Origin of the sequence: Thermoanaerobacter sp. YS13 (assembly GCF_000806225.2) — a bacterium.
GTDB classification, from domain to species: Bacteria; Bacillota; Thermoanaerobacteria; order Thermoanaerobacterales; family Thermoanaerobacteraceae; genus Thermoanaerobacter; species Thermoanaerobacter uzonensis.
Genome location: NZ_JOOI01000003.1, coordinates 275,326 through 293,402, shown reverse-complemented (window position 1 = coordinate 293,402; position 18,077 = coordinate 275,326). Strand labels below are relative to the sequence as shown.

Sequence of the window (18,077 nt, the reverse complement as noted above, 5' to 3'; positions counted from 1 at the left end):
AAGTTTTATTTTTACATATTTTGATATTTACTTGCAATATTGAGTCTCATTAATGCTCTTTTTAAAGCGGCTTCCGCCAAAAGATGTTCCTGTTTGCTTCTTTTTTGTCTAAGTTTTTCTTCTGCTCTTTCTTTAGCCGCTTGAGCACGAGCTATATCAATTTCTTCGGGCCATTCTACTGCACTGGACAAGATTGTCACACTGTCTCTTTTGACTTCCATAAAGCCGCCAGAGATAAAGGCTTCTCGCCATTGGCCGTCTTTTTTGATCTGTAAAGTACCTGTACCTATGGCTGCTGTCATGGGGATATGGCCTTTTAAAATACCTATTTGACCTGTGGTTATAGTCACTATTATTTCTTCCACATCCCCTTCGTAAAACTTTCTATGAGGAGTTAAAACCTCGAGGTGAAAATTTTTATCCATTCTTTTCACCTCATTTCATCTTTTCAGCTTTCTCGTAAACTTCATCTATGTTTCCTACCATATAGAAAGCAGCCTCTGGGATATCATCCATTTCTCCCTCTACAATTTTCTTAAATCCTCTTATCGTCTCTTTCAGCGGTACATATTTGCCCGGTGTTCCAGTAAAAGTTTCTGCTACAAAGAAAGGCTGTGATAAAAACCTCTGTATCTTTCTTGCTCTGTAAACTATGAGTTTATCTTCCTCTGTTAGTTCTTCCATGCCCAATATAGCAATTATATCCTGAAGTTCCTTATATCTCTGTAAAATTTCCTGAACTTTCCTTGCTACAGAGTAATGTTCCTCTCCTACTATATGAGGCTCTAATATACGAGAAGTAGAATCCAGCGGGTCCACGGCAGGATATATTCCCATTTCAGCAATGCTTCTTGACAAAACAGTTGTCGCATCCAGGTGAGTAAAGGTGGTAGCCGGAGCAGGGTCAGTAAGGTCATCTGCAGGTACATAAACAGCCTGAACTGATGTAATAGACCCTTTCTTTGTAGAAGTAATTCTCTCTTGCAAAAGTCCCAAGTCTGTTGCCAAAGTAGGTTGATAACCAACAGCAGAAGGCATTCTTCCTAAAAGTGCCGAAACTTCTGAACCTGCCTGAACAAATCTGAAGATGTTATCTATAAATAAAAGCACATCTTGGTGTTCTTCATCTCTAAAATACTCTGCCATTGTAAGCCCTGCAAGACCTACTCTCATTCTAGCTCCTGGCGGTTCATTCATCTGTCCAAATACAAAAGCGGTTTTGTCTATAACTCCTGATTCATGCATTTCATGCCACAATTCATTTCCTTCACGGGACCTTTCACCAACACCGGTGAAAATTGAGTAACCTCCATGTTCTATAGCAACGTTGCGTATTAGCTCCATTATTAAGACAGTTTTGCCAACGCCAGCCCCACCAAAAAGCCCTATTTTGCCACCCTTTGGATAAGGAGTAAGTAAGTCTATTACTTTAATACCTGTCTCCAAAATTTCAGTAGCAGGGCTTTGTTCTTCAAAAGGAGGCGCCTTTCTGTGAATTGACATGTATTTCACATCTTTGACTTCTCCTAACTCGTCAATTGGCTGGCCTAATACGTTAAACATTCTGCCTAAAGTCCCTTTTCCCACAGGAACCATTATAGGCCCACCTGTATCTATACATTCCATACCTCTTTTTAAGCCATCAGTTGAGGCCATTGCAACACACCTTACTATATTGTCCCCTATGTGCTGAGATACTTCTACAACTAACTCTCTGCCTTCCATAGGAATTTTGATGGCATTATTTATAGGAGGAAGTTCTCCTTCAAATTTTATATCAACAACAGGACCAATAACCTGTATAATATACCCCTTCTTCAATTTATCATCTCCTTTTATACAGATGCCCCCGCGATTATTTCTGAAATTTCCTGAGTAATAGAAGCTTGCCTCAGTTTATTATACTCTAAAGTAAGCCTGTTTATCATTTTATCAGCATTTGACGTTGCACCATCCATTGCTATCATCCTTGCAAAATGCTCTGAAGCAAATGCTTGAACGAGTATACTGTATATAAGACCTTTGAGATACTCAGGAACAAGTACATTAAAAACCTCTGTAGCAGAAGGCTCGTATATCATGTCACTGTCAATTACTACTTCTCCTTCAGTCTCTTCTTCATTAGCTAACGCCATAAAGTTGTCAATATCTAAAGGTAAAAGTCTTAGAACCCTTACCTTTTGTACAAGTCCTTGCATTTCAGTATAAACAATAGATATTTCATCTGTAAGCCCTTTATTGTAAGCATTTAGTATAATATCTGTTATTTCTCCTGCTGAAGCTGTTGTAGGATTTTGAGCGGTATAAAGAAATTCTATATCTACGTTATATCCTTTTTTGATGAAGTAACGTCTTCCAACTTCTCCTATTACCATCAAGTTTACTTCTTCTTTTCCAATTAGTTCTTGAGTTGTTTTTATGATATTGTGATTGTAAGCACCGCAAAGGCCTTTGTCTCCTGTTACAACTATTACAGATTTTTTCTTATTTTCTTTATCATCTTCTTTTCTTTCAAGATAATGAGAGGTAACTTCCCCTGTATGAAGCAATATATCTTTCATTGTAAGCTGAACCTTATGGTAATATGGCCTTACATTGTCCAACATAACTTTTGCCTTTTGAAACTTTGACGCTGAAATTAAATACATAGCTCTCGTAATTTTTCGTGTTTCTTTGACACTTTTAATGCGCAAGGCTATATCTCTTTTTCCCATTAACTATCACCCTTTGCGGCGTAGTTTTCTTTGTACTCCAAAATTGCAGCTTTTAATTTTTCCTCTGTCTCGGAAGTTAAATCTTTTGTGTCCCTTATTGACTGCTTTATTTCGGGATAATTTATATCTAAAAATTCTAAAAGTCCTTTTACAAAAGGCCTAACTTGTTCCACCTCGATATCAGCAACATATCTATTCATTACAGTATATATAGCTATTACTTGATCTTCTACTGGCATTGGCTGATATTGAGGTTGCTTTGTGATTTCAACAATTCTTTCCCCTTGTCTTAAAACTTCAAGGGTTGCTTTGTCTAAGTCAGACCCAAATCGCGCAAAAACTTGCAATTCTCTATATTGAGAAAGTTCCAACCTTAATCGACCAGCTACTTTTTTCATCGCCTTTATTTGTGCAGCCCCACCGACACGGGATACAGACAGTCCTACATTTATAGCAGGTCTTATTCCTGAATAGAAAAGCTCTGACTCAAGATATATCTGTCCATCTGTAATAGAAATTACGTTTGTTGGAATATATGCAGATATATCCCCTGCCAATGTTTCCACAATAGGAAGAGCCGTCAAAGAACCTCCCCCGTATTCATCTGCAAGTCTTGCAGAACGTTCAAGAAGTCTTGAATGAAGGTAAAATACATCGCCAGGGTATGCTTCTCTTCCCGGTGGCCTTCTCAAAAGCAAGGATATAGTTCTATAAGCAATAGCATGCTTTGAAAGGTCATCATAAACTACCAGTACGTCTTTACCCTGGTACATAAAATGCTCTCCCATCGCACATCCTGCATAAGGTGCAATATATTGAAGAGCTGCTGAATCACTGGCAGTTGATGCAACAACTGTTGTATATTCCATAGCTCCATGTTTTTCAAGCATATTAACAATTCCTGCAACAGTGGAAGCTTTTTGTCCTATGGCCACGTATATACAATATACACCTTTGTCCTTTTGATTTATTATAGTATCTATAGCAATAGCAGTTTTACCTGTCTGCCTATCTCCTATTATTAATTCTCTCTGCCCTCTTCCTATTGGAATCATAGAATCTATAGCTAAAATACCTGTCTGTAAAGGCGTATCAACAGATTTCCTTCTGACTATTGGTGGAGCAGGATATTCAATGGGGCGTTTGGCTTCATAGTTTATTGGTCCTTTACCATCAATGGGCTCTCCTAAAGGATTTACTACTCTTCCTAACATTTCTTTTCCTACAGGCACTTCCATGATTTTTCCTGTTCTTTTTACTATATCCCCTTCTTTAACTTTTTCAGGGTCTCCAAGGGCAACAACACCAACTGTATCTTCTTCAAGATTTAAGACCATGCCAACGACTCCGCTTTCAAACTCCACCATTTCTCCGTACATAGCATTGTCAAGGCCATAAATTTTAGCTATTCCATCGCCTGACTGGATAACATGGCCAATTTCTTGTGTTTCAAGGCTAAAATCAAAATTTTTTATTTTTTCTTCTATTACTGAACTTATTTCTTCAGGTCTTATGCCCATACTTTTTCACCTTCTTAACTCATTTTACACAGCTTGTTGCATATTTTTTAGAAGTGCAGTAAACCTTGCTTTTATTGAACCATCAATTACGGTATTTCCAATAATAAGTTTTAAACCACCTAATATGCTTTTATCAACTATTGGCTCGATATTTATGTGTTTTTCTAACTTTTTCTCTAGTTTTTCTTGAAGTTTTTGCAATACGTCTTCTTTTAGGGGATATGCAGAAACGACTTTTACATTTACAATATTAAAATACTCTTTATATAAATTTCTAAATTGCTCACCAATTTCTTCAATCATGTCTTCTCTGTGCTTTGATATTATCACTTTTATAAAATTTACTATCTCTTTATCAACATCTTTCAAAATTTGCTCTATAAACTCTATTTTTTGGGTTTTATTAATACTTTTATTGTTAAAAATTTGTTTTACTTTGCCAATTTGAAGAATTTCAATTACTTTTTCTAATCCATCATAATATTCTTTCACTTTATCTCTCTGCTTTGCTACATCAAAGAGGGCATAAGCATACCGTTTCGCAACTACTTGCGCCATGATGCCCCTGCCTCCTCAATGACTTCATTGATGATGTCTTCATCATCAATTGGAAGTTTTTTCTCTAAAACACGAGAAGCGGCATCAATGACTAATTGAGATAATTCTACTCTTAAATCGTGCATTGCCTTAATCTTTTCCAAAGTTGCTTCTTCTTTAGCTCTATCTAATATAGCTTTGGCTTCTTTATTAGCATCATCAATAATCTTGTTTGCTTTATCTTCCGCAAACTTCTGTGCCCTCTCAATTATAGCTTTCCTTTCATTGTCAGCATTTTGCAATATTTCTTCATACTTTGCTTTTAAGTTGTAAGCCTCCTGCCTCTCTTTTTCTGCTTCTTCTAAAGAAGATTTGATCTTATTTTCTCTATTTTCAAGAAATTGTGTCACAGGTTTAAACAAAAGTTTTTTTAATATATAATAAAGAACCAACAAGTTGATTATAGTAAAAATAAAAGTCCACATGTTAAATAGGCCCAACTTTTTTCCCTTCTTTCATTAGGAAATTTGCCTTACACTTACGGCTTTAATATTATTATAAGGAACGCTACCAACAAGCCGTAAATGGCTGTTGCCTCTGCAAGAGCACCTCCTAATAAAAGAAGCTGCATAATATTTCCTCTTGCTTCAGGCTGTCTAGATACGGCTTCTACTGCCTTTCCCGTTGCAATACCTATACCAATACCTGCTCCTATACCTGTTAATGCAGCAATACCTGCTCCTATAGCTAATAAATCCATTTAAATCCTCTCCTTTTCGTTTGTATTTTATTAAAATTTTTTAATCGTTTCATTACTTTTATTATACATTATTCTATAGCTTCTTCAATATATAGCATCGTCAAAAACACAAATACCAACATTTGTAAAAGACCGTCAAAAAGGTCAAAATACAAACTAAATACTGCAGGAATTACTATTGGCACAGCCCTTTCAATAAGTTCCATTATTGTAACTGCTGCAAATATGTTGCCAAAAAGTCGGGCTGCCAGCGACAAAGGCCTTGTAAATAAATCCAAAACATTCACAAAAAGGTTTATAGGAGACTTAAAAAAGTATTTTACGTACCCTTTAAACCCTCTTGCCCTTATGGAAGCTATAATAACAATAGTAATCGACATAATTGCAAGAGCTGAAGTTGTACTGATATCCTTAGTAGGAGGTGTTAAGCCAAAAATGCTTATAGTGTTGGCTAAAATCAAAAAAGCTGCTACAGTTCCTAAATAAGGAGTGTAGTCTCTCCAATGCTCTCCTAAAGCACCTTCCACAAATTTATTAAATCCCTCCACCATAAGCTCTACAACATTTTGTGTACCCTCAGGAACCAGCTTCCATCCTTTTGTAACTACTACAGCAGCAACAATCAATACAGCCATTATAATCCACTCAACTACGACTGTCATGGTAATGGGTATGCCGCCAAATAAAGGTATTGTAAACACTACCGAAGGTTCTATTTCCACTCAATCCACCTCCCTTTTACATACCCTCAACACGTATAATTATAAACCTTTAATGTAAAATTTTCAACTCAAAAACTTTTGATACAAAATATTTGTACATCGAAATATTGACCCGTTAATTAATGAATCTTACGATAATTTTATACTCTAATTTACTTCTTATATATGTTTCCTTTATCTACCTCTTAGTTCATCTTCTAAGTTTTTATCCAGTATAAACATATATACATATTCTCCTTTTTGTGGATTAACATCCTTATAAATACTTATGACATTGCAACCTGTAAGTCTTAGTATCATCTCTTGAAATTTAGGCTTTAATATCTCATCTAGCAATTCTCTTAACTGCTTCACAAGTTTTTTGCCTTCTTCTGTCGAAATAATTTGCATTTCCTCATGAGTCAAAGATTTACTAAGCCTAACAATAATCATATCATCACAGATGCGAGTTTTTGCAGCCTCTGCCCCTCTTCCAATTGCCTCTTTTGTAAGTTTTATCATTTCTTCATTAATCTTGCTCTCCAATACACCCTTCATTAATACTATCCCTCCAATAAAAAAACAAAAGCGAAATTTTTATCATTAGTAAATTTCACACAAAAGCTCATTTTTCAAGCATACATCTCAAAAATTGATAAGACTTGTGATACTCCTATTTTTTCTAACGCAGAAAATGTTATAACCTCTTCTTGTTTAATGTTAAAAATTTTACGAATATCTTCCACTGCTTTTTGGGCTTCTGATTTATTTACTTTATCCGCTTTAGTCAGCACTACAGTAAAAGGTAAATTTTTATGCTTAAACCAATTTATCATTAAAAAGTCGTCTTCAGTTGGATTTCTTCGTATGTCTATTAAAAACAATCCATGACGTAAATTTTTTGAGGTATTGAGGAAAATTTCTATATTATGTGCCCATTGTTTTTTCATCTCTTTTGAGACTTTTGCATAACCATATCCAGGCAAATCTACTAAATAAAATTTGTTATTTATTAAATAAAAGTTTATACCTCGAGTTTTCCCTGGCCTAGAACTTGTCTTTGCAAGGTTTTTTCTATTTAATACAGTATTTATCAATGTAGACTTCCCTACGTTTGACCTCCCGACAATCACTATTTGAGGAAGATTATCTTTAGGATACTGTTCCTCATTAAAAGCAGAACGGACAAATTCCACATTTTTAATTTTCATAAAAGCCCTCCTTAACCAAGGCAAGGTCAAGGACCTCATCAATCTTTTCCACAAACTTGAATTCTAATTTTCGCTTTACACTTTGAGGGATTTCATCTAAATCCCTTTTATTTTCTTGAGGAAGTATTACTTTTGCTATTCCTGCTCTATGGGCTGCTAAAACTTTTTCCTTTACTCCTCCAATGGGAAGAACTTTTCCCGTTAAAGTTATTTCTCCTGTCATAGCTACATCTTTTTTTACAGGAACTTTTTTGAGAGCAGACACCATAGCAGTAACCATAGTTATTCCCGCTGAAGGGCCATCTTTTGGAATTGCACCTTCAGGCACGTGTATATGTATATCGACATTTTTGTAAAAATCTTTATCTATATTCAGTTTCTCGGCATTTGCCCTTATATAGCTAAACCCAGCTTGGGCAGATTCTTTCATTACGTCACCTAATTGTCCTGTAAGATTGAGTTTTCCATTTCCTGGCATTATAGAGGCTTCTACAGTTAAAATTTCTCCTCCTACCCTTGTCCATGCAAGTCCAAAAACTATCCCTATTTCGTCTTTTTGATTTGCTTTGTCAGGACGGTAAATAGGTTTGCCCAGGTAAGACTGTAAATTTCTCTTTCCAACTTTTATTACTTGTGCATTTTCTTCAACTATCTTCTTTATAGCTTTCCTTATAATTTGCGATAAATTCTTTTCTAAGCCTCTTACTCCTGCTTCACGAGTATATTCTGAAATTATTCCGTAAATGGCAGATTCTTGGATTATTATCTTGTTATCTGGCACCCCATGTTCTTTTAAAATCTTAGGTATTAAATAATCTTTTGCAATGTGAAGTTTTTCTTCTTCAGTATATCCAGAAACATATATAACTTCCATTCTATCTAAAAGAGGTGCCGGTATAGTATCTACCGTATTAGCCGTTGTTATAAACAATACCTTTGAAAGGTCAAAAGGCAAATCAAGGTAATGGTCTCTAAAAGTGGAGTTTTGTTCTGGGTCAAGAACTTCAAGCATTGCAGAAGCAGGGTCTCCTCTAAAGTCTGAGCTCATTTTGTCTATTTCATCTAGTAAAAACACAGGATTTTTTGAACCAGCTATTTTTATGGAATTTATAATACCTCCTGGTATAGCTCCGACGTAGGTACGCCTATGTCCCCTTATTTCTGCTTCATCTCTCACTCCACCAAGAGATAATCTGACAAATTTTCTGTTCATAGCCCGCGCTATAGACCTGCCCAATGAAGTCTTACCAACACCTGGAGGACCTACAAGACATAAAATAGGACTTTTAATTTTGTTGTAAAAGCTTCTAACTGCTAAAAACTCTATTATCCTTTCTTTCACTTTCTTTAAGCCGTAATGGTCCTCATCCAATATTTTTTGTGCTCTTTTTAAATCTAAAATATCTTCTGTTTCGTAATTCCAAGGTAAATCCAAAATCCAATCCAAATATGTCCTCACTACAGAAGCTTCTGCAGAACCAGGCGCCATTTTAGAAAGGCGTTTTAATTCCTCTTTCGCCTTCTTTCTAACCTCCTCGGGTAAATCTTTTTCATTTAATTTCTTTTCATACTCCTCAATCTCTTGGTCAACCTCATCTGTCTCTCCTAATTCAGCTTTTATAGCTTTTAACTGTTCTCTTAAATAATATTCCTTCTGCAATTTGTCAATTTGGCTTCTCACCTTTGCATTTATTTCTTTTTCAATGTTTAGTATTTCTAATTCTTTCATTAAAAACCCTAAAAGAGTTTCTAACCTTTTATTTACATCAAAACACTCCAAAAGCTGTTGACTTTGACTCGTATTTAAAGATATATGAACCGCAATCATGTCTGCAAGCCTTCCAGGCTCTTCTATGCTTATTACACTGTATAAGCTATCTATAGGCAGTCTCGAAGTCATATTTACATATTCTTCAAAAGCAGAAATAACACTTCTCATTAAAGCTTCAAGCTCTGATGTCTTTTCAATTTCTTTTTGCTCTTCTTTTTCTATAACTTCTACTTCAAAAAATTCATCATCTCTGGTCACTTGCTGAATTTCAGCACGGCTTATCCCTTCTACCAAAACTCTTATAAGTTCTCCTGGCAGTTTTAACATTTGTTTGACTTTTGTAATAGTGCCAACTTTGTAGACGTCGTCAATAGAAGGGTCTTCTATCTCAGCTTCTTTTTGCGTTGTAACAAATATTAACTGATTTTTCATAAAAGCTTCTTCCAAAGCCCTAATTGACTTTTCTCTTCCTATATCAAAATGAAGCACCATATATGGAAAAATAGTTAATCCTCTTAAAGGAATCATTGGCAATATATACTTTTTTTCTGTCATATCTTCACCCTCTTTTATGCAATATAACCAACCCCCCTTCCCATTCACTATTTTAGTATGTGAAGGAGAAGGGGGATTGATGTAAAAATTCTCTATTTTTACGAAACAGACTCCGTCTTTTTTATTTTCTTTTTGGCTTTTTGAGCATCTGAGTAAACCAATGTTGGCGGAGCTTTCTTTAGTACCGTCTCCTCTGTAATTATACACTTTTCTATGTTGTCACTGGATGGTATTTCGTACATCACATCCAACATAATTTCCTCTAAGATTGCCCTCAGCCCTCTTGCGCCGGTCTTTCTCTCTAAAGCCATATCTGCAATGAGCCCTAAAGCTTTCTTATCAAATTCAAGCTTTACACCATCTAATTCAAACAATTTTTCGTATTGTTTTGTCAGCGCATTTTTGGGCTCTGTCAAAATTCTTACTAAGTCATTCTTACTCAATGGGTCTAATGTAACTACTATTGGCACCCTTCCTATAAACTCTGGTATCATACCGAATTTAAGAAGGTCCTGTGGCATTATATGACTTAAAATTTCGCTTAAGTCTTTTTCTTTTCTGCTCTGTACTTCTGCTCCAAATCCTAAGCTCTTTTTCCCTATTCGGGATTCTATTATTTTTTCTATGCCTTCAAAAGCGCCACCACATATAAACAATATATTAGTTGTGTCAATTTGTATAAACTCCTGATGAGGATGTTTTCTTCCACCTTGTGGCGGCACATTTGCAATGGTCCCTTCTAAAATTTTTAACAAAGCCTGTTGTACGCCTTCTCCTGAGACATCACGAGTAATAGAAGGGTTTTCTGACTTTCGCGCTATTTTATCTATTTCGTCAATGTAAATTATACCTTTTTCAGCTTTTTCTATATCATAATCTGCTGCTTGTATAAGCTTTAAAAGTATATTCTCTACATCTTCACCTACATACCCAGCCTCAGTTAGAGAAGTAGCATCAGCTATTGCAAAAGGAACATTTAGAAGTTTTGCCAGTGTCTGAGCCAATAAGGTTTTCCCAGAACCTGTGGGACCTAAAAGTAAAATATTGCTCTTTTGAAGTTCTACATCGTCTGGCTTTATCCTGCTGTTAATTCTCTTGTAATGATTGTAAACAGCAACAGCTAAAGCTTTTTTAGCTTTTTCCTGCCCAATTACATATTGGTCAAGAAATTCTTTTATTTCCTTTGGCTTAGGAAGTTCTCCAATTCCCATATCAATGTCTTCTTCAAATTCTTCATTTATAATTTCTTGACAAAGTTCAATGCATTCATCACAAATATACACACCAGGCCCTGCAACTAGCCTCTTTACCTGGTCCTGTGTCTTTCCGCAAAAAGAACACTTTAGTTGTTTTTGATTATCATATTTGGCCATAATTTCACCTCTTTTGGGGCATCATCTTTTATTCCTGATGAGAACCTCGTCTATAATGCCATACGCTTTCGCATCCTCCGCGTCCATGAAAAAGTCCCTCTCAGTATCTGCCTTTATCTTTTCAATAGGCTGCCCCGTATTTTCTGCAAGTATTTTATCCAACTTATCTCTTAATTTTAATATCCTTTCAGCATGAATTTTAATGTCAGTAGCTTGCCCCTGCATGCCTCCTAAAGGCTGATGTATCATTATTTCGCTATTAGGAAGTGCAAATCTTTTCCCTTTCGCACCTGCTGCCAGTAAAAATGCAGCCATCGATGCCGCCATTCCAACACATAGAGTCACTACATCCGGTTTTATATACTGCATTGTGTCATAAATGGCAAAACCTGCTGTTATCGAGCCTCCTGGACTATTTATATAAAGCCAGATGTCTTTATCAGGGTCTTCAGCTTCCAAGAACAAAAGCTGTGCAATAACTAAACTTGCTGTAGTATCATTTATTTCTTCTCCTAAAAATACAATTCTGTCTTTCAAAAGGCGAGAAAATATATCGTAAGAACGTTCGCCTCTATTTGTCTGCTCTACAACAATAGGTACAAGACTCATAATAATCACTCCTCGTATAATATGATTGTAATTCACATCAAAAATTTAATAATAAACACATAAATTAAATCCTTAAAAACCATTTTTACCCTGGTAAAACAATCTCATAATTAAATCTCTCATTTTTTATTTAAATGGTCCTTTGTCTCTGATAAACTTAAAAGTAGAAGGTCCCTTTTATGTTTACTGAGGTATTTTTGGCTCACTCCTGTGGCATGCTGGTAAATCAGCATCACCACTCGAATAAGACTGAACCTCTGGAGTTATTTGAGTAATACATACTCGTTTGTTGTGCCTCTTTAGCTTATCTGTCCATCGCTTGAGCATCGATGGTCAGGCACCCTATAAGCTAAATCTGAGCACTAATCACGGCGAGGGTGTATTACAAATAACTCTCAGAGACAAAGGACCTTCAAAAAACTTTTTACAAAAAGGAGCGTGAATCTACCATGAGCTCTACACTTATCGTTGGCATTGATATTTCAAGTGAATTAAATGCTGCTTCTTTTATTGATGAGACCGGCAACCGCTTAGTGAAAAAAACTTTCTTCTTCCCTAATAATTTGGATGGCGCTCAGCAGCTTCTAAACTTTACTATCTCTCTTGCTCAACAATACAATATTTCATCCATTAAATTTGGCATGGAAGCTACTTCACACTATGCCTGGCATTTGCATACTTTCCTAGCTTCTTCTCCTGAACTTGCTCCCTTTAATCCTCTATTTTACGTCATCAATCCTTCTATCATTAAATCTTTTAAAGGCGCTTATATACATCTTCCTAAAACAGACTCCATTGATGCAGCTGTTATTGCTGAATGTGTAAGATTTGGACAGGTCAAACCAACTCCTCTCCCAGACTTGAGATACGCTGCACTGCAAAGACTTACTCGCATGCGTTATCATATCGTCCGCAGCTTGGTCCGTGAAAAAAATCGAGCCCTAAGCCTTATTTCTTTCAAGTTCTCAACCTATCCTTCAGAGTGCCCTTTTAGCAACATATTTGGTAAGGCTTCCTTAGCTATCATTGAAAATTTTACTCCTGATGATATTGCTTCCATGCCTCTTGATGACCTGATCGACTTTATTGTGAAAAACGGCAATAACAGACTCTCAGACCCTACTCAAATCGCCAAAACTTTAAAAGCTGCTGCTAACAGAGCTTACAGGCTTCACCCTGATCTTGCTGAAGCAAACGACTTAGCTCTTTCTATGACACTCGAAAATATTCGCTTCCTCGAATCTCAACTTAAAAAGCTCGACGGCGAGATATCAAGACAGCTTAAAGCTTTTTCTCAAACTCTAACTACTATCCCCGGTATTGGAGACGTCCTTGCTGCTGGTATCATCGCCGAAATTGGTGATATTAAAAGGTTTAATAACGAGGCTGCTGTTGCCAAATATGCTGGCCTCATCTGGAATAAATACCAATCAGGTAATTTCAATGCCCAGGATACTTCTTTGGTTAAGTGTGGTGATCAGTACCTGCGATACTATCTTGTTGAAGCCGCTAACTGTGTTAGGGTGCACACAGTGAGGTTTAAAGACTACTACAACAAGAAGTATCGCGAGGTACCTAAACACCAACATAAACGTGCCCTCGTCTTAACTGCTAGAAGATTAATCCCTCTGATCTTTGCAATGCTCAGCAAAGGTCAAATATATCAAGAAAGAGGTGTTGCTAGTATTTAAATACTTTTTTGTTAAAAATTAATAAGGAATTTAGTTCTGGAACTTCCAATACCATTTATTGGTATATTGGAAGAAGGGTATCTTTTTGTCTTTTTGCCCTTTAAATGTCTCAAAAAATTTTTAATTACCCCCTTGACATTTTACCGTTTGTCTCTTTACTTATTATTTTACACTCACTGAAAATAAAGTCAATCGTCTTATAATAAGCTATATCCTCTTTTATGCTGTTTATCTGGCTTTCAGTAAGACTTTTCTTGAATTCTTCCAAATTTATTCTGTAATTCGCTGCCATCTCTTTTAATTTACTTTCTAATTCTTCCTCTGTAACTTCAATATTTTCCACTTTGGCAATTTTGTCTATGACAAGTTGAGTTTTTACTCTGTTTAAAGCTCCATCCCACATCTCTTTTCTTAAATCTTCTAAGCTCTTCCCTGTAATTGATAAATAGCTATTTAAATCTAAACCTTGATATCTCAAATTATAATCTAAATCCCTCAAAGAAATATCTATTTGCCTTTCCACCATAACATCTGGTATATCAACTTTTGCGTTTTCCACAACTTTCATTACTGCTTTTTCTTTCATCTCATTTTCTGCTTCTAACCTATTTTTTTCTTCTAATTTCTTTCTTATGTCGGCTTTTAACTCTTCTAATGTCTCAAATTCACTTACATCTTTTGCAAATTCATCGTCTAACTCTGGTAGCTCTTTTTTATTTAAAGCCTTAAGAGTGACTTTAAAAACAGCTGATTTGCCTCTTAATTCTTCCACTCTATAATCTTCAGGGAAAGTAACATTTACATCAAAAGTCTCATTTACATTGTGGCCTATTATTTGGTCCTCAAACCCGGGAATAAAAGTATTGCTACCTAATTCTAATTCGTAATTTTCAGATTTACCGCCTTCAAAAGGCTCACCGTCAATAAATCCTTCAAAGTCTATTACAGCAATATCTCCACTTTCTGCTGCTCTTCCTTCAATAGGTATAATTCTCGCATTTTGCTGCCTTAATTTTTCTAATTCGTAGTCTACATCCCCATCGTACACATCATACTCTATTTTTTCAATTTCTATGCCTTTATATTCACCTAACTCTACCCCAGACATGACAGGTACAGTTGCTTCTAAAATCAAGTCTTTTCCTTTGCCGATTTGTAAAATGTTAATATCCGGATAATCTACTGGCTCTAAACCAAACGTTTTAAGAGCTTCCTTGTACGCTTCGTCAAAAACATACTCTACAGCATCTTCGTAAAGGACACCTTCACCATAATATCTTTCTACAATTACTCTCGGAGCCTTTCCTCTTCTAAAGCCGGGCACATTAAATTTAGATGCATTCTTTTTAAAAGCAAAATTTAAACCCTCTTCAAACTTTTCACTTGGTATTGTAAGTTCAATCGTCGCAACACTTTTCTCTAATTTTTTAAGACTCGCACCCATTAAGTATATCCTCCTATTCTCTTTCTTTCGTATAACTCTTCTAAACTTATAATATTATAACATAAAAAAACGGTGAATCAAACTTAAGCTGTCATAATTTTATGCAAAAAAAATAATGCTTGCTGCATTATTTTTCTGTCAAGTATATATTCCCCTATTTGAAATTTTCATTGGTGCGGGCAAAGGGACTTGAACCCCCACGGGTAACCCCACCAGATCCTAAGTCTGGCGCGTCTGCCAGTTCCGCCATGCCCGCATATTAAAACGGTGCGCCATTAGGGACTCGAATCCCAGCCCCACGATTAAGAGTTTACGCAAGACCATTTTATCAAAGTTTTTTTAATATGTCAAGGACGCCTCTAAGCTTGTTAATCATTATAAAACTACTCTCATATTGCTGTCGGGAAATGTTGCTACTTTGGGTCAATCAGGCTTAAACGGAATTATGTTAGCAGTAGATGAAATTAACAACGCTGGTGGAGTTCTTGGTAAAAAGATTGAAATAGTCAAATATGACAATAAATCCGATAATACAGAAGCTGCTTCAGTTGCGACCCGCTTAATTACCCAAGATAAAGTAGTTGCTATTATTGGTTCAATGACTTCTGGCAACACCCTCTCTTATGTTAATATTGCCGAAACTAATAAAGTTCCTGTGATTTCACCATCAGCAACTAACCCTGATGTTACAGTAGATCCTAAAACAGGCAAGGTAAGAGAGTATATTTTTCGTACTTGCTTCATAGATCCTTTCCAAGGAACAGCAATGGCAAAGTTCGTTTTGAATGAATTGAAGCTTAAAAAGGTTGCTGTCTTAAAAGATAATACAGCTGCTTATTCGGTAGGTCTGGCTAAGTTTTTTGTAGAAGCTTTTAAAGCCGGTGGTGGCGAAATTTTAGCTGATGAAAACTACACTACCCAAGATCAGGATTTCCGCTCAGTATTAACCAAGATTAAAAGTTTAAATCCTGAATTTATTTATGTGCCTGGTTATTACGAGCAAGTGGGCCAAATTGTAAAGCAAGCACGGGAGCTTGGTATTAATGTTCCTATGGGCGGTGGTGATGGTTGGGATTCGCCAAAGCTCGTTGAAATTGCTGGTGCTAATGCTCTTAACAACACTTTTATTACTAATCACTATTCGTCTTTAATGCCTGATCCCAAAGTTCAGGATTTTGTTAAAAAGTATAAGGAAAAATACGGCAGTGAACCAGACGCAATGGCGGCAGTAGGCTACGATACAGTACTTGTTTTAGCTGATGCCATTAAACGAGCCGGTGAAGCTACACCAGAAAAGATCAAAGACGCTTTAAAGACCACCAAGGATGTACAAGGAGTTACTGCAAAGATTTCTTTAGACAAAAATCATAATGCTGTTAAAGGCTTAGTGATTTTGGAATACAAAAATGGTAAACAAACCTATAAGGCTTATGTAAATCCTTAAAAGATTAAAGGGGAGGAATGTTCCTCCCCTAAAAAGAAATAAATTTAACTAAGGTAGGGGTGGATGAAATGACTGAATTTATACAACAGTTAATAAATGGAATATCAATAGGAAGTATTTACGCTTTAATTGCTTTAGGATACACTATGGTCTATGGTATTATAAAACTCATTAATTTTGCCCATGGTGATGTTTATATGCTTGGAGCTTTTGCAGGATTATATGCCACTTTGATTTTAAAAATGTCTTTTATTCCAGCGTTAATTTTTTCCATGATTGTATGTGCTATTTTAGGTATTATTATTGAAAGATTAGCATATCGTCCTTTAAGAAATTCGCCTAAAATTGTAATTTTAATTACTGCAATAGGTGTTTCTCTTCTTTTAGAATATACTACAATGTTTTTTTTAGGTCCGCAACCTCGTGCATTTCCAAAGGTTTTTAAACAGGTTTCGTATTCATTACTTGATGGAAAAGTCACCATTTCAAATAGAGAAATTTTAATTATTATTGTCACGATTATCTTAATGATTTTACTCCAGTATATAGTTCATAATACAAAAATCGGAAAAGCAATGCGAGCAGTTTCTTATGATATGCAAGCTGCTCGTTTAATGGGAATAAATGTAGATACAACAATATCCATCACCTTTGCTATTGGCTCAGCTTTAGCTGCAGCAGCAGGAGTGCTGGTAGGGATATATTACAATGAAGTATTTCCTTTAATGGGAATTATGTTTGGTTTAAAAGCTTTTATTTCAGCAGTTTTAGGAGGTATAGGAATTATACCTGGTGCAATGACCGGCGGACTTATTTTAGGAATTACCGAGTCTTTAGTAAGTGGATATGGTAGTTCTTTATATAGGGACCCCGTAGCTTTTGTAATTTTAATCATTATCTTATTAGTTAAACCTTCTGGCTTATTTGGGAAAAACATTCGGGAGAAAGTGTAGGTGAAAGGGAATGCTAAAAAATTGGTTTACAAAGGAAAATCTCACAACAACATTGTTTTTAATAATGCTTATGGTAGGAGTTCAGGTTTTGTATTTAGCAGGAGTCATCAGTCCTTTTGTGATGCTGAACTTAATTATTATTGCAATTAATATCATTCTTGCAGTAAGTTTAAATTTAGTAGTATGTGAATGGGTAATTTACTTAGATACTGGAGATCATATAGATTTAAATTAAAAATATTAATTGATATATTTTTGTCTTCATTTTCATATATTTATATATTTTTTAATAATTTCAATTAGGTATTCCTCATCGGATTTATTATATTTATTCAATATATTGTTTATTAATTCTATACATGCTTAAAAGTTTTAAAATTTCATCAATCACAAAATTTTCTCTTTTCTCTTAAAAAAAACTTTGTGTTACAGTATAAATCAAAGCAGTCAAAAATATTGTTGTTATAGTAGGAGTTAAATACCATTTCAATAATGAAGTACCATTATATACCATGTAATTATACGTAATAATTCCAATGATAGATGACACAGCTGCAGGAATATTAAGGTACCCACTTTCTTCATATTTTAATATAAAGAAGCCTACAAAAACTACTGTGTATACTGGAATAAATACACTACCGATAGCATATAAAAAGTTTTGATATTTATCAATTGGAAATAAATATGCTGCTATAATACCTATCAGCGAATAAATTACTAATATCTCTTTTTTACTGAGCCTTGTTTTAATAACTGCCATTGTAGATATCGCAGCAGAGTATACATCCATA

The 18,077-nt window shown here is 35.4% G+C and carries 18 protein-coding genes, 1 tRNA gene and 1 pseudogene; 4 read left to right on the top strand and 16 right to left on the bottom strand.

What is annotated here, in order from left to right:
* Positions 1–11: 11 nt before the first annotated feature.
* From THYS13_RS13640 to clpP, 13 genes are all read right to left on the bottom strand, one after another.
* On the bottom strand, positions 12–425 hold the full coding sequence (locus THYS13_RS13640; protein ID WP_042835068.1) for a F0F1 ATP synthase subunit epsilon: 414 nt from the start codon (positions 423–425) through the stop codon (positions 12–14).
* A gap of 10 nt (positions 426–435) precedes the next feature.
* On the bottom strand, positions 436–1,821 hold the full coding sequence (atpD, locus tag THYS13_RS13635) for a F0F1 ATP synthase subunit beta (protein ID WP_042835067.1): 1,386 nt from the start codon (positions 1,819–1,821) through the stop codon (positions 436–438).
* Between the two features lie 14 nt (positions 1,822–1,835).
* The gene (atpG, locus tag THYS13_RS13630) at positions 1,836–2,714 is read right to left on the bottom strand and encodes an ATP synthase F1 subunit gamma (RefSeq protein ID WP_042835066.1); all 879 of its coding nucleotides are present in this window, start codon (positions 2,712–2,714) and stop codon (positions 1,836–1,838) included.
* Complete coding sequence (atpA, locus tag THYS13_RS13625; protein ID WP_042835065.1) at positions 2,714–4,234, bottom strand: F0F1 ATP synthase subunit alpha; 1,521 nt, start codon at positions 4,232–4,234, stop codon at positions 2,714–2,716. Before atpA ends, atpG begins: the two co-directional genes overlap by 1 nt.
* Positions 4,235–4,258: 24 nt before the next feature.
* Positions 4,259–4,792 (bottom strand): ATP synthase F1 subunit delta, encoded by a 534-nt coding sequence (gene atpH, locus THYS13_RS13620; protein WP_042835064.1) that lies wholly within the window; start codon positions 4,790–4,792, stop codon positions 4,259–4,261.
* On the bottom strand, positions 4,780–5,271 hold the full coding sequence (atpF, locus tag THYS13_RS13615; RefSeq protein ID WP_042835063.1) for a F0F1 ATP synthase subunit B: 492 nt from the start codon (positions 5,269–5,271) through the stop codon (positions 4,780–4,782). Before atpF ends, atpH begins: the two co-directional genes overlap by 13 nt.
* 38 nt (positions 5,272–5,309) lie before the next feature.
* Positions 5,310–5,531 (bottom strand): ATP synthase F0 subunit C, encoded by a 222-nt coding sequence (atpE, locus tag THYS13_RS13610; protein WP_042835062.1) that lies wholly within the window; start codon positions 5,529–5,531, stop codon positions 5,310–5,312.
* A 68-nt stretch (positions 5,532–5,599) separates the two neighbouring features.
* The gene (locus tag THYS13_RS13605; protein ID WP_042835061.1) at positions 5,600–6,253 is read right to left on the bottom strand and encodes a F0F1 ATP synthase subunit A; all 654 of its coding nucleotides are present in this window, start codon (positions 6,251–6,253) and stop codon (positions 5,600–5,602) included.
* A gap of 174 nt (positions 6,254–6,427) precedes the next feature.
* The gene (locus tag THYS13_RS13600) at positions 6,428–6,790 is read right to left on the bottom strand and encodes a DUF2294 domain-containing protein (protein WP_042835060.1); all 363 of its coding nucleotides are present in this window, start codon (positions 6,788–6,790) and stop codon (positions 6,428–6,430) included.
* A 74-nt stretch (positions 6,791–6,864) separates the two neighbouring features.
* A complete protein-coding gene (gene yihA, locus THYS13_RS13595) occupies positions 6,865–7,443 on the bottom strand; it encodes a ribosome biogenesis GTP-binding protein YihA/YsxC (RefSeq protein ID WP_042835059.1) in 579 nt (192 codons plus the stop codon).
* The gene (gene lon, locus THYS13_RS13590; RefSeq protein ID WP_042835058.1) at positions 7,433–9,769 is read right to left on the bottom strand and encodes an endopeptidase La; all 2,337 of its coding nucleotides are present in this window, start codon (positions 9,767–9,769) and stop codon (positions 7,433–7,435) included. Before lon ends, yihA begins: the two co-directional genes overlap by 11 nt.
* Before the next feature lie 98 nt (positions 9,770–9,867).
* A complete protein-coding gene (clpX, locus tag THYS13_RS13585) occupies positions 9,868–11,142 on the bottom strand; it encodes an ATP-dependent Clp protease ATP-binding subunit ClpX (protein WP_042835057.1) in 1,275 nt (424 codons plus the stop codon).
* Positions 11,143–11,163: 21 nt separating this feature from the next.
* On the bottom strand, positions 11,164–11,751 hold the full coding sequence (gene clpP / locus THYS13_RS13580) for an ATP-dependent Clp endopeptidase proteolytic subunit ClpP (RefSeq protein WP_003868372.1): 588 nt from the start codon (positions 11,749–11,751) through the stop codon (positions 11,164–11,166).
* Positions 11,752–12,200: 449 nt separating this feature from the next.
* Between clpP and THYS13_RS13575 the strand changes: the two genes are divergently transcribed.
* Positions 12,201–13,442, top strand: coding sequence for an IS110 family transposase (locus THYS13_RS13575; protein ID WP_042833067.1), 1,242 nt, complete (start codon positions 12,201–12,203; stop codon positions 13,440–13,442).
* A gap of 124 nt (positions 13,443–13,566) precedes the next feature.
* Here THYS13_RS13575 and tig read toward each other — a convergent pair whose 3' ends face one another.
* Positions 13,567–14,886: a trigger factor gene (tig, locus tag THYS13_RS13570; RefSeq protein ID WP_042835056.1), complete on the bottom strand. Its 1,320-nt coding sequence runs from the start codon at positions 14,884–14,886 to the stop codon at positions 13,567–13,569.
* A 171-nt stretch (positions 14,887–15,057) separates the two neighbouring features.
* Positions 15,058–15,142 (bottom strand) — tRNA-Leu (locus THYS13_RS13565).
* 141 nt (positions 15,143–15,283) lie between these two features.
* Between THYS13_RS13565 and THYS13_RS13560 the strand changes: the two are divergent.
* The 3 genes and pseudogenes from THYS13_RS13560 to THYS13_RS13550 form a co-directional block, all read left to right on the top strand.
* Positions 15,284–16,330: pseudogene (locus THYS13_RS13560) on the top strand (ABC transporter substrate-binding protein); the annotation flags it as partial.
* Positions 16,331–16,398: 68 nt separating this feature from the next.
* Positions 16,399–17,283 (top strand): branched-chain amino acid ABC transporter permease, encoded by an 885-nt coding sequence (locus THYS13_RS13555; RefSeq protein ID WP_042835055.1) that lies wholly within the window; start codon positions 16,399–16,401, stop codon positions 17,281–17,283.
* A 10-nt stretch (positions 17,284–17,293) separates the two neighbouring features.
* Complete coding sequence (locus tag THYS13_RS13550; RefSeq protein WP_042835054.1) at positions 17,294–17,518, top strand: hypothetical protein; 225 nt, start codon at positions 17,294–17,296, stop codon at positions 17,516–17,518.
* Positions 17,519–17,692: 174 nt separating this feature from the next.
* On the opposite strand, the gene THYS13_RS13545 is transcribed toward THYS13_RS13550, so the two are convergent.
* On the bottom strand, positions 17,693–18,076 hold the full coding sequence (locus THYS13_RS13545; RefSeq protein WP_042835053.1) for a hypothetical protein: 384 nt from the start codon (positions 18,074–18,076) through the stop codon (positions 17,693–17,695).
* Between the last annotated feature and the right edge of the window lies 1 nt (position 18,077).

What these genes read in the sequence shown, in the direction of transcription:
- THYS13_RS13640 (WP_042835068.1), bottom strand. Translation starts at nt 425, where the DNA reads ATGGATAAAAATTTTCACCTCGAGGTTTTAACTCCTCATAGAAAGTTT.
- atpG (WP_042835066.1), bottom strand. Translation starts at nt 2,714, where the DNA reads ATGGGAAAAAGAGATATAGCCTTGCGCATTAAAAGTGTCAAAGAAACA.
- atpA (WP_042835065.1), bottom strand. Translation starts at nt 4,234, where the DNA reads ATGGGCATAAGACCTGAAGAAATAAGTTCAGTAATAGAAGAAAAAATA.
- atpH (WP_042835064.1), bottom strand. Translation starts at nt 4,792, where the DNA reads ATGGCGCAAGTAGTTGCGAAACGGTATGCTTATGCCCTCTTTGATGTA.
- atpE (WP_042835062.1), bottom strand. Translation starts at nt 5,531, where the DNA reads ATGGATTTATTAGCTATAGGAGCAGGTATTGCTGCATTAACAGGTATA.
- THYS13_RS13600 (WP_042835060.1), bottom strand. Translation starts at nt 6,790, where the DNA reads ATGAAGGGTGTATTGGAGAGCAAGATTAATGAAGAAATGATAAAACTT.
- yihA (WP_042835059.1), bottom strand. Translation starts at nt 7,443, where the DNA reads ATGAAAATTAAAAATGTGGAATTTGTCCGTTCTGCTTTTAATGAGGAA.
- lon (WP_042835058.1), bottom strand. Translation starts at nt 9,769, where the DNA reads ATGACAGAAAAAAAGTATATATTGCCAATGATTCCTTTAAGAGGATTA.
- clpX (WP_042835057.1), bottom strand. Translation starts at nt 11,142, where the DNA reads ATGGCCAAATATGATAATCAAAAACAACTAAAGTGTTCTTTTTGCGGA.
- clpP (WP_003868372.1), bottom strand. Translation starts at nt 11,751, where the DNA reads ATGAGTCTTGTACCTATTGTTGTAGAGCAGACAAATAGAGGCGAACGT.
- THYS13_RS13575 (WP_042833067.1), top strand. Translation starts at nt 12,201, where the DNA reads ATGAGCTCTACACTTATCGTTGGCATTGATATTTCAAGTGAATTAAAT.
- tig (WP_042835056.1), bottom strand. Translation starts at nt 14,886, where the DNA reads ATGGGTGCGAGTCTTAAAAAATTAGAGAAAAGTGTTGCGACGATTGAA.
- THYS13_RS13555 (WP_042835055.1), top strand. Translation starts at nt 16,399, where the DNA reads ATGACTGAATTTATACAACAGTTAATAAATGGAATATCAATAGGAAGT.
- THYS13_RS13550 (WP_042835054.1), top strand. Translation starts at nt 17,294, where the DNA reads ATGCTAAAAAATTGGTTTACAAAGGAAAATCTCACAACAACATTGTTT.
- THYS13_RS13545 (WP_042835053.1), bottom strand. Translation starts at nt 18,076, where the DNA reads ATGGATGTATACTCTGCTGCGATATCTACAATGGCAGTTATTAAAACA.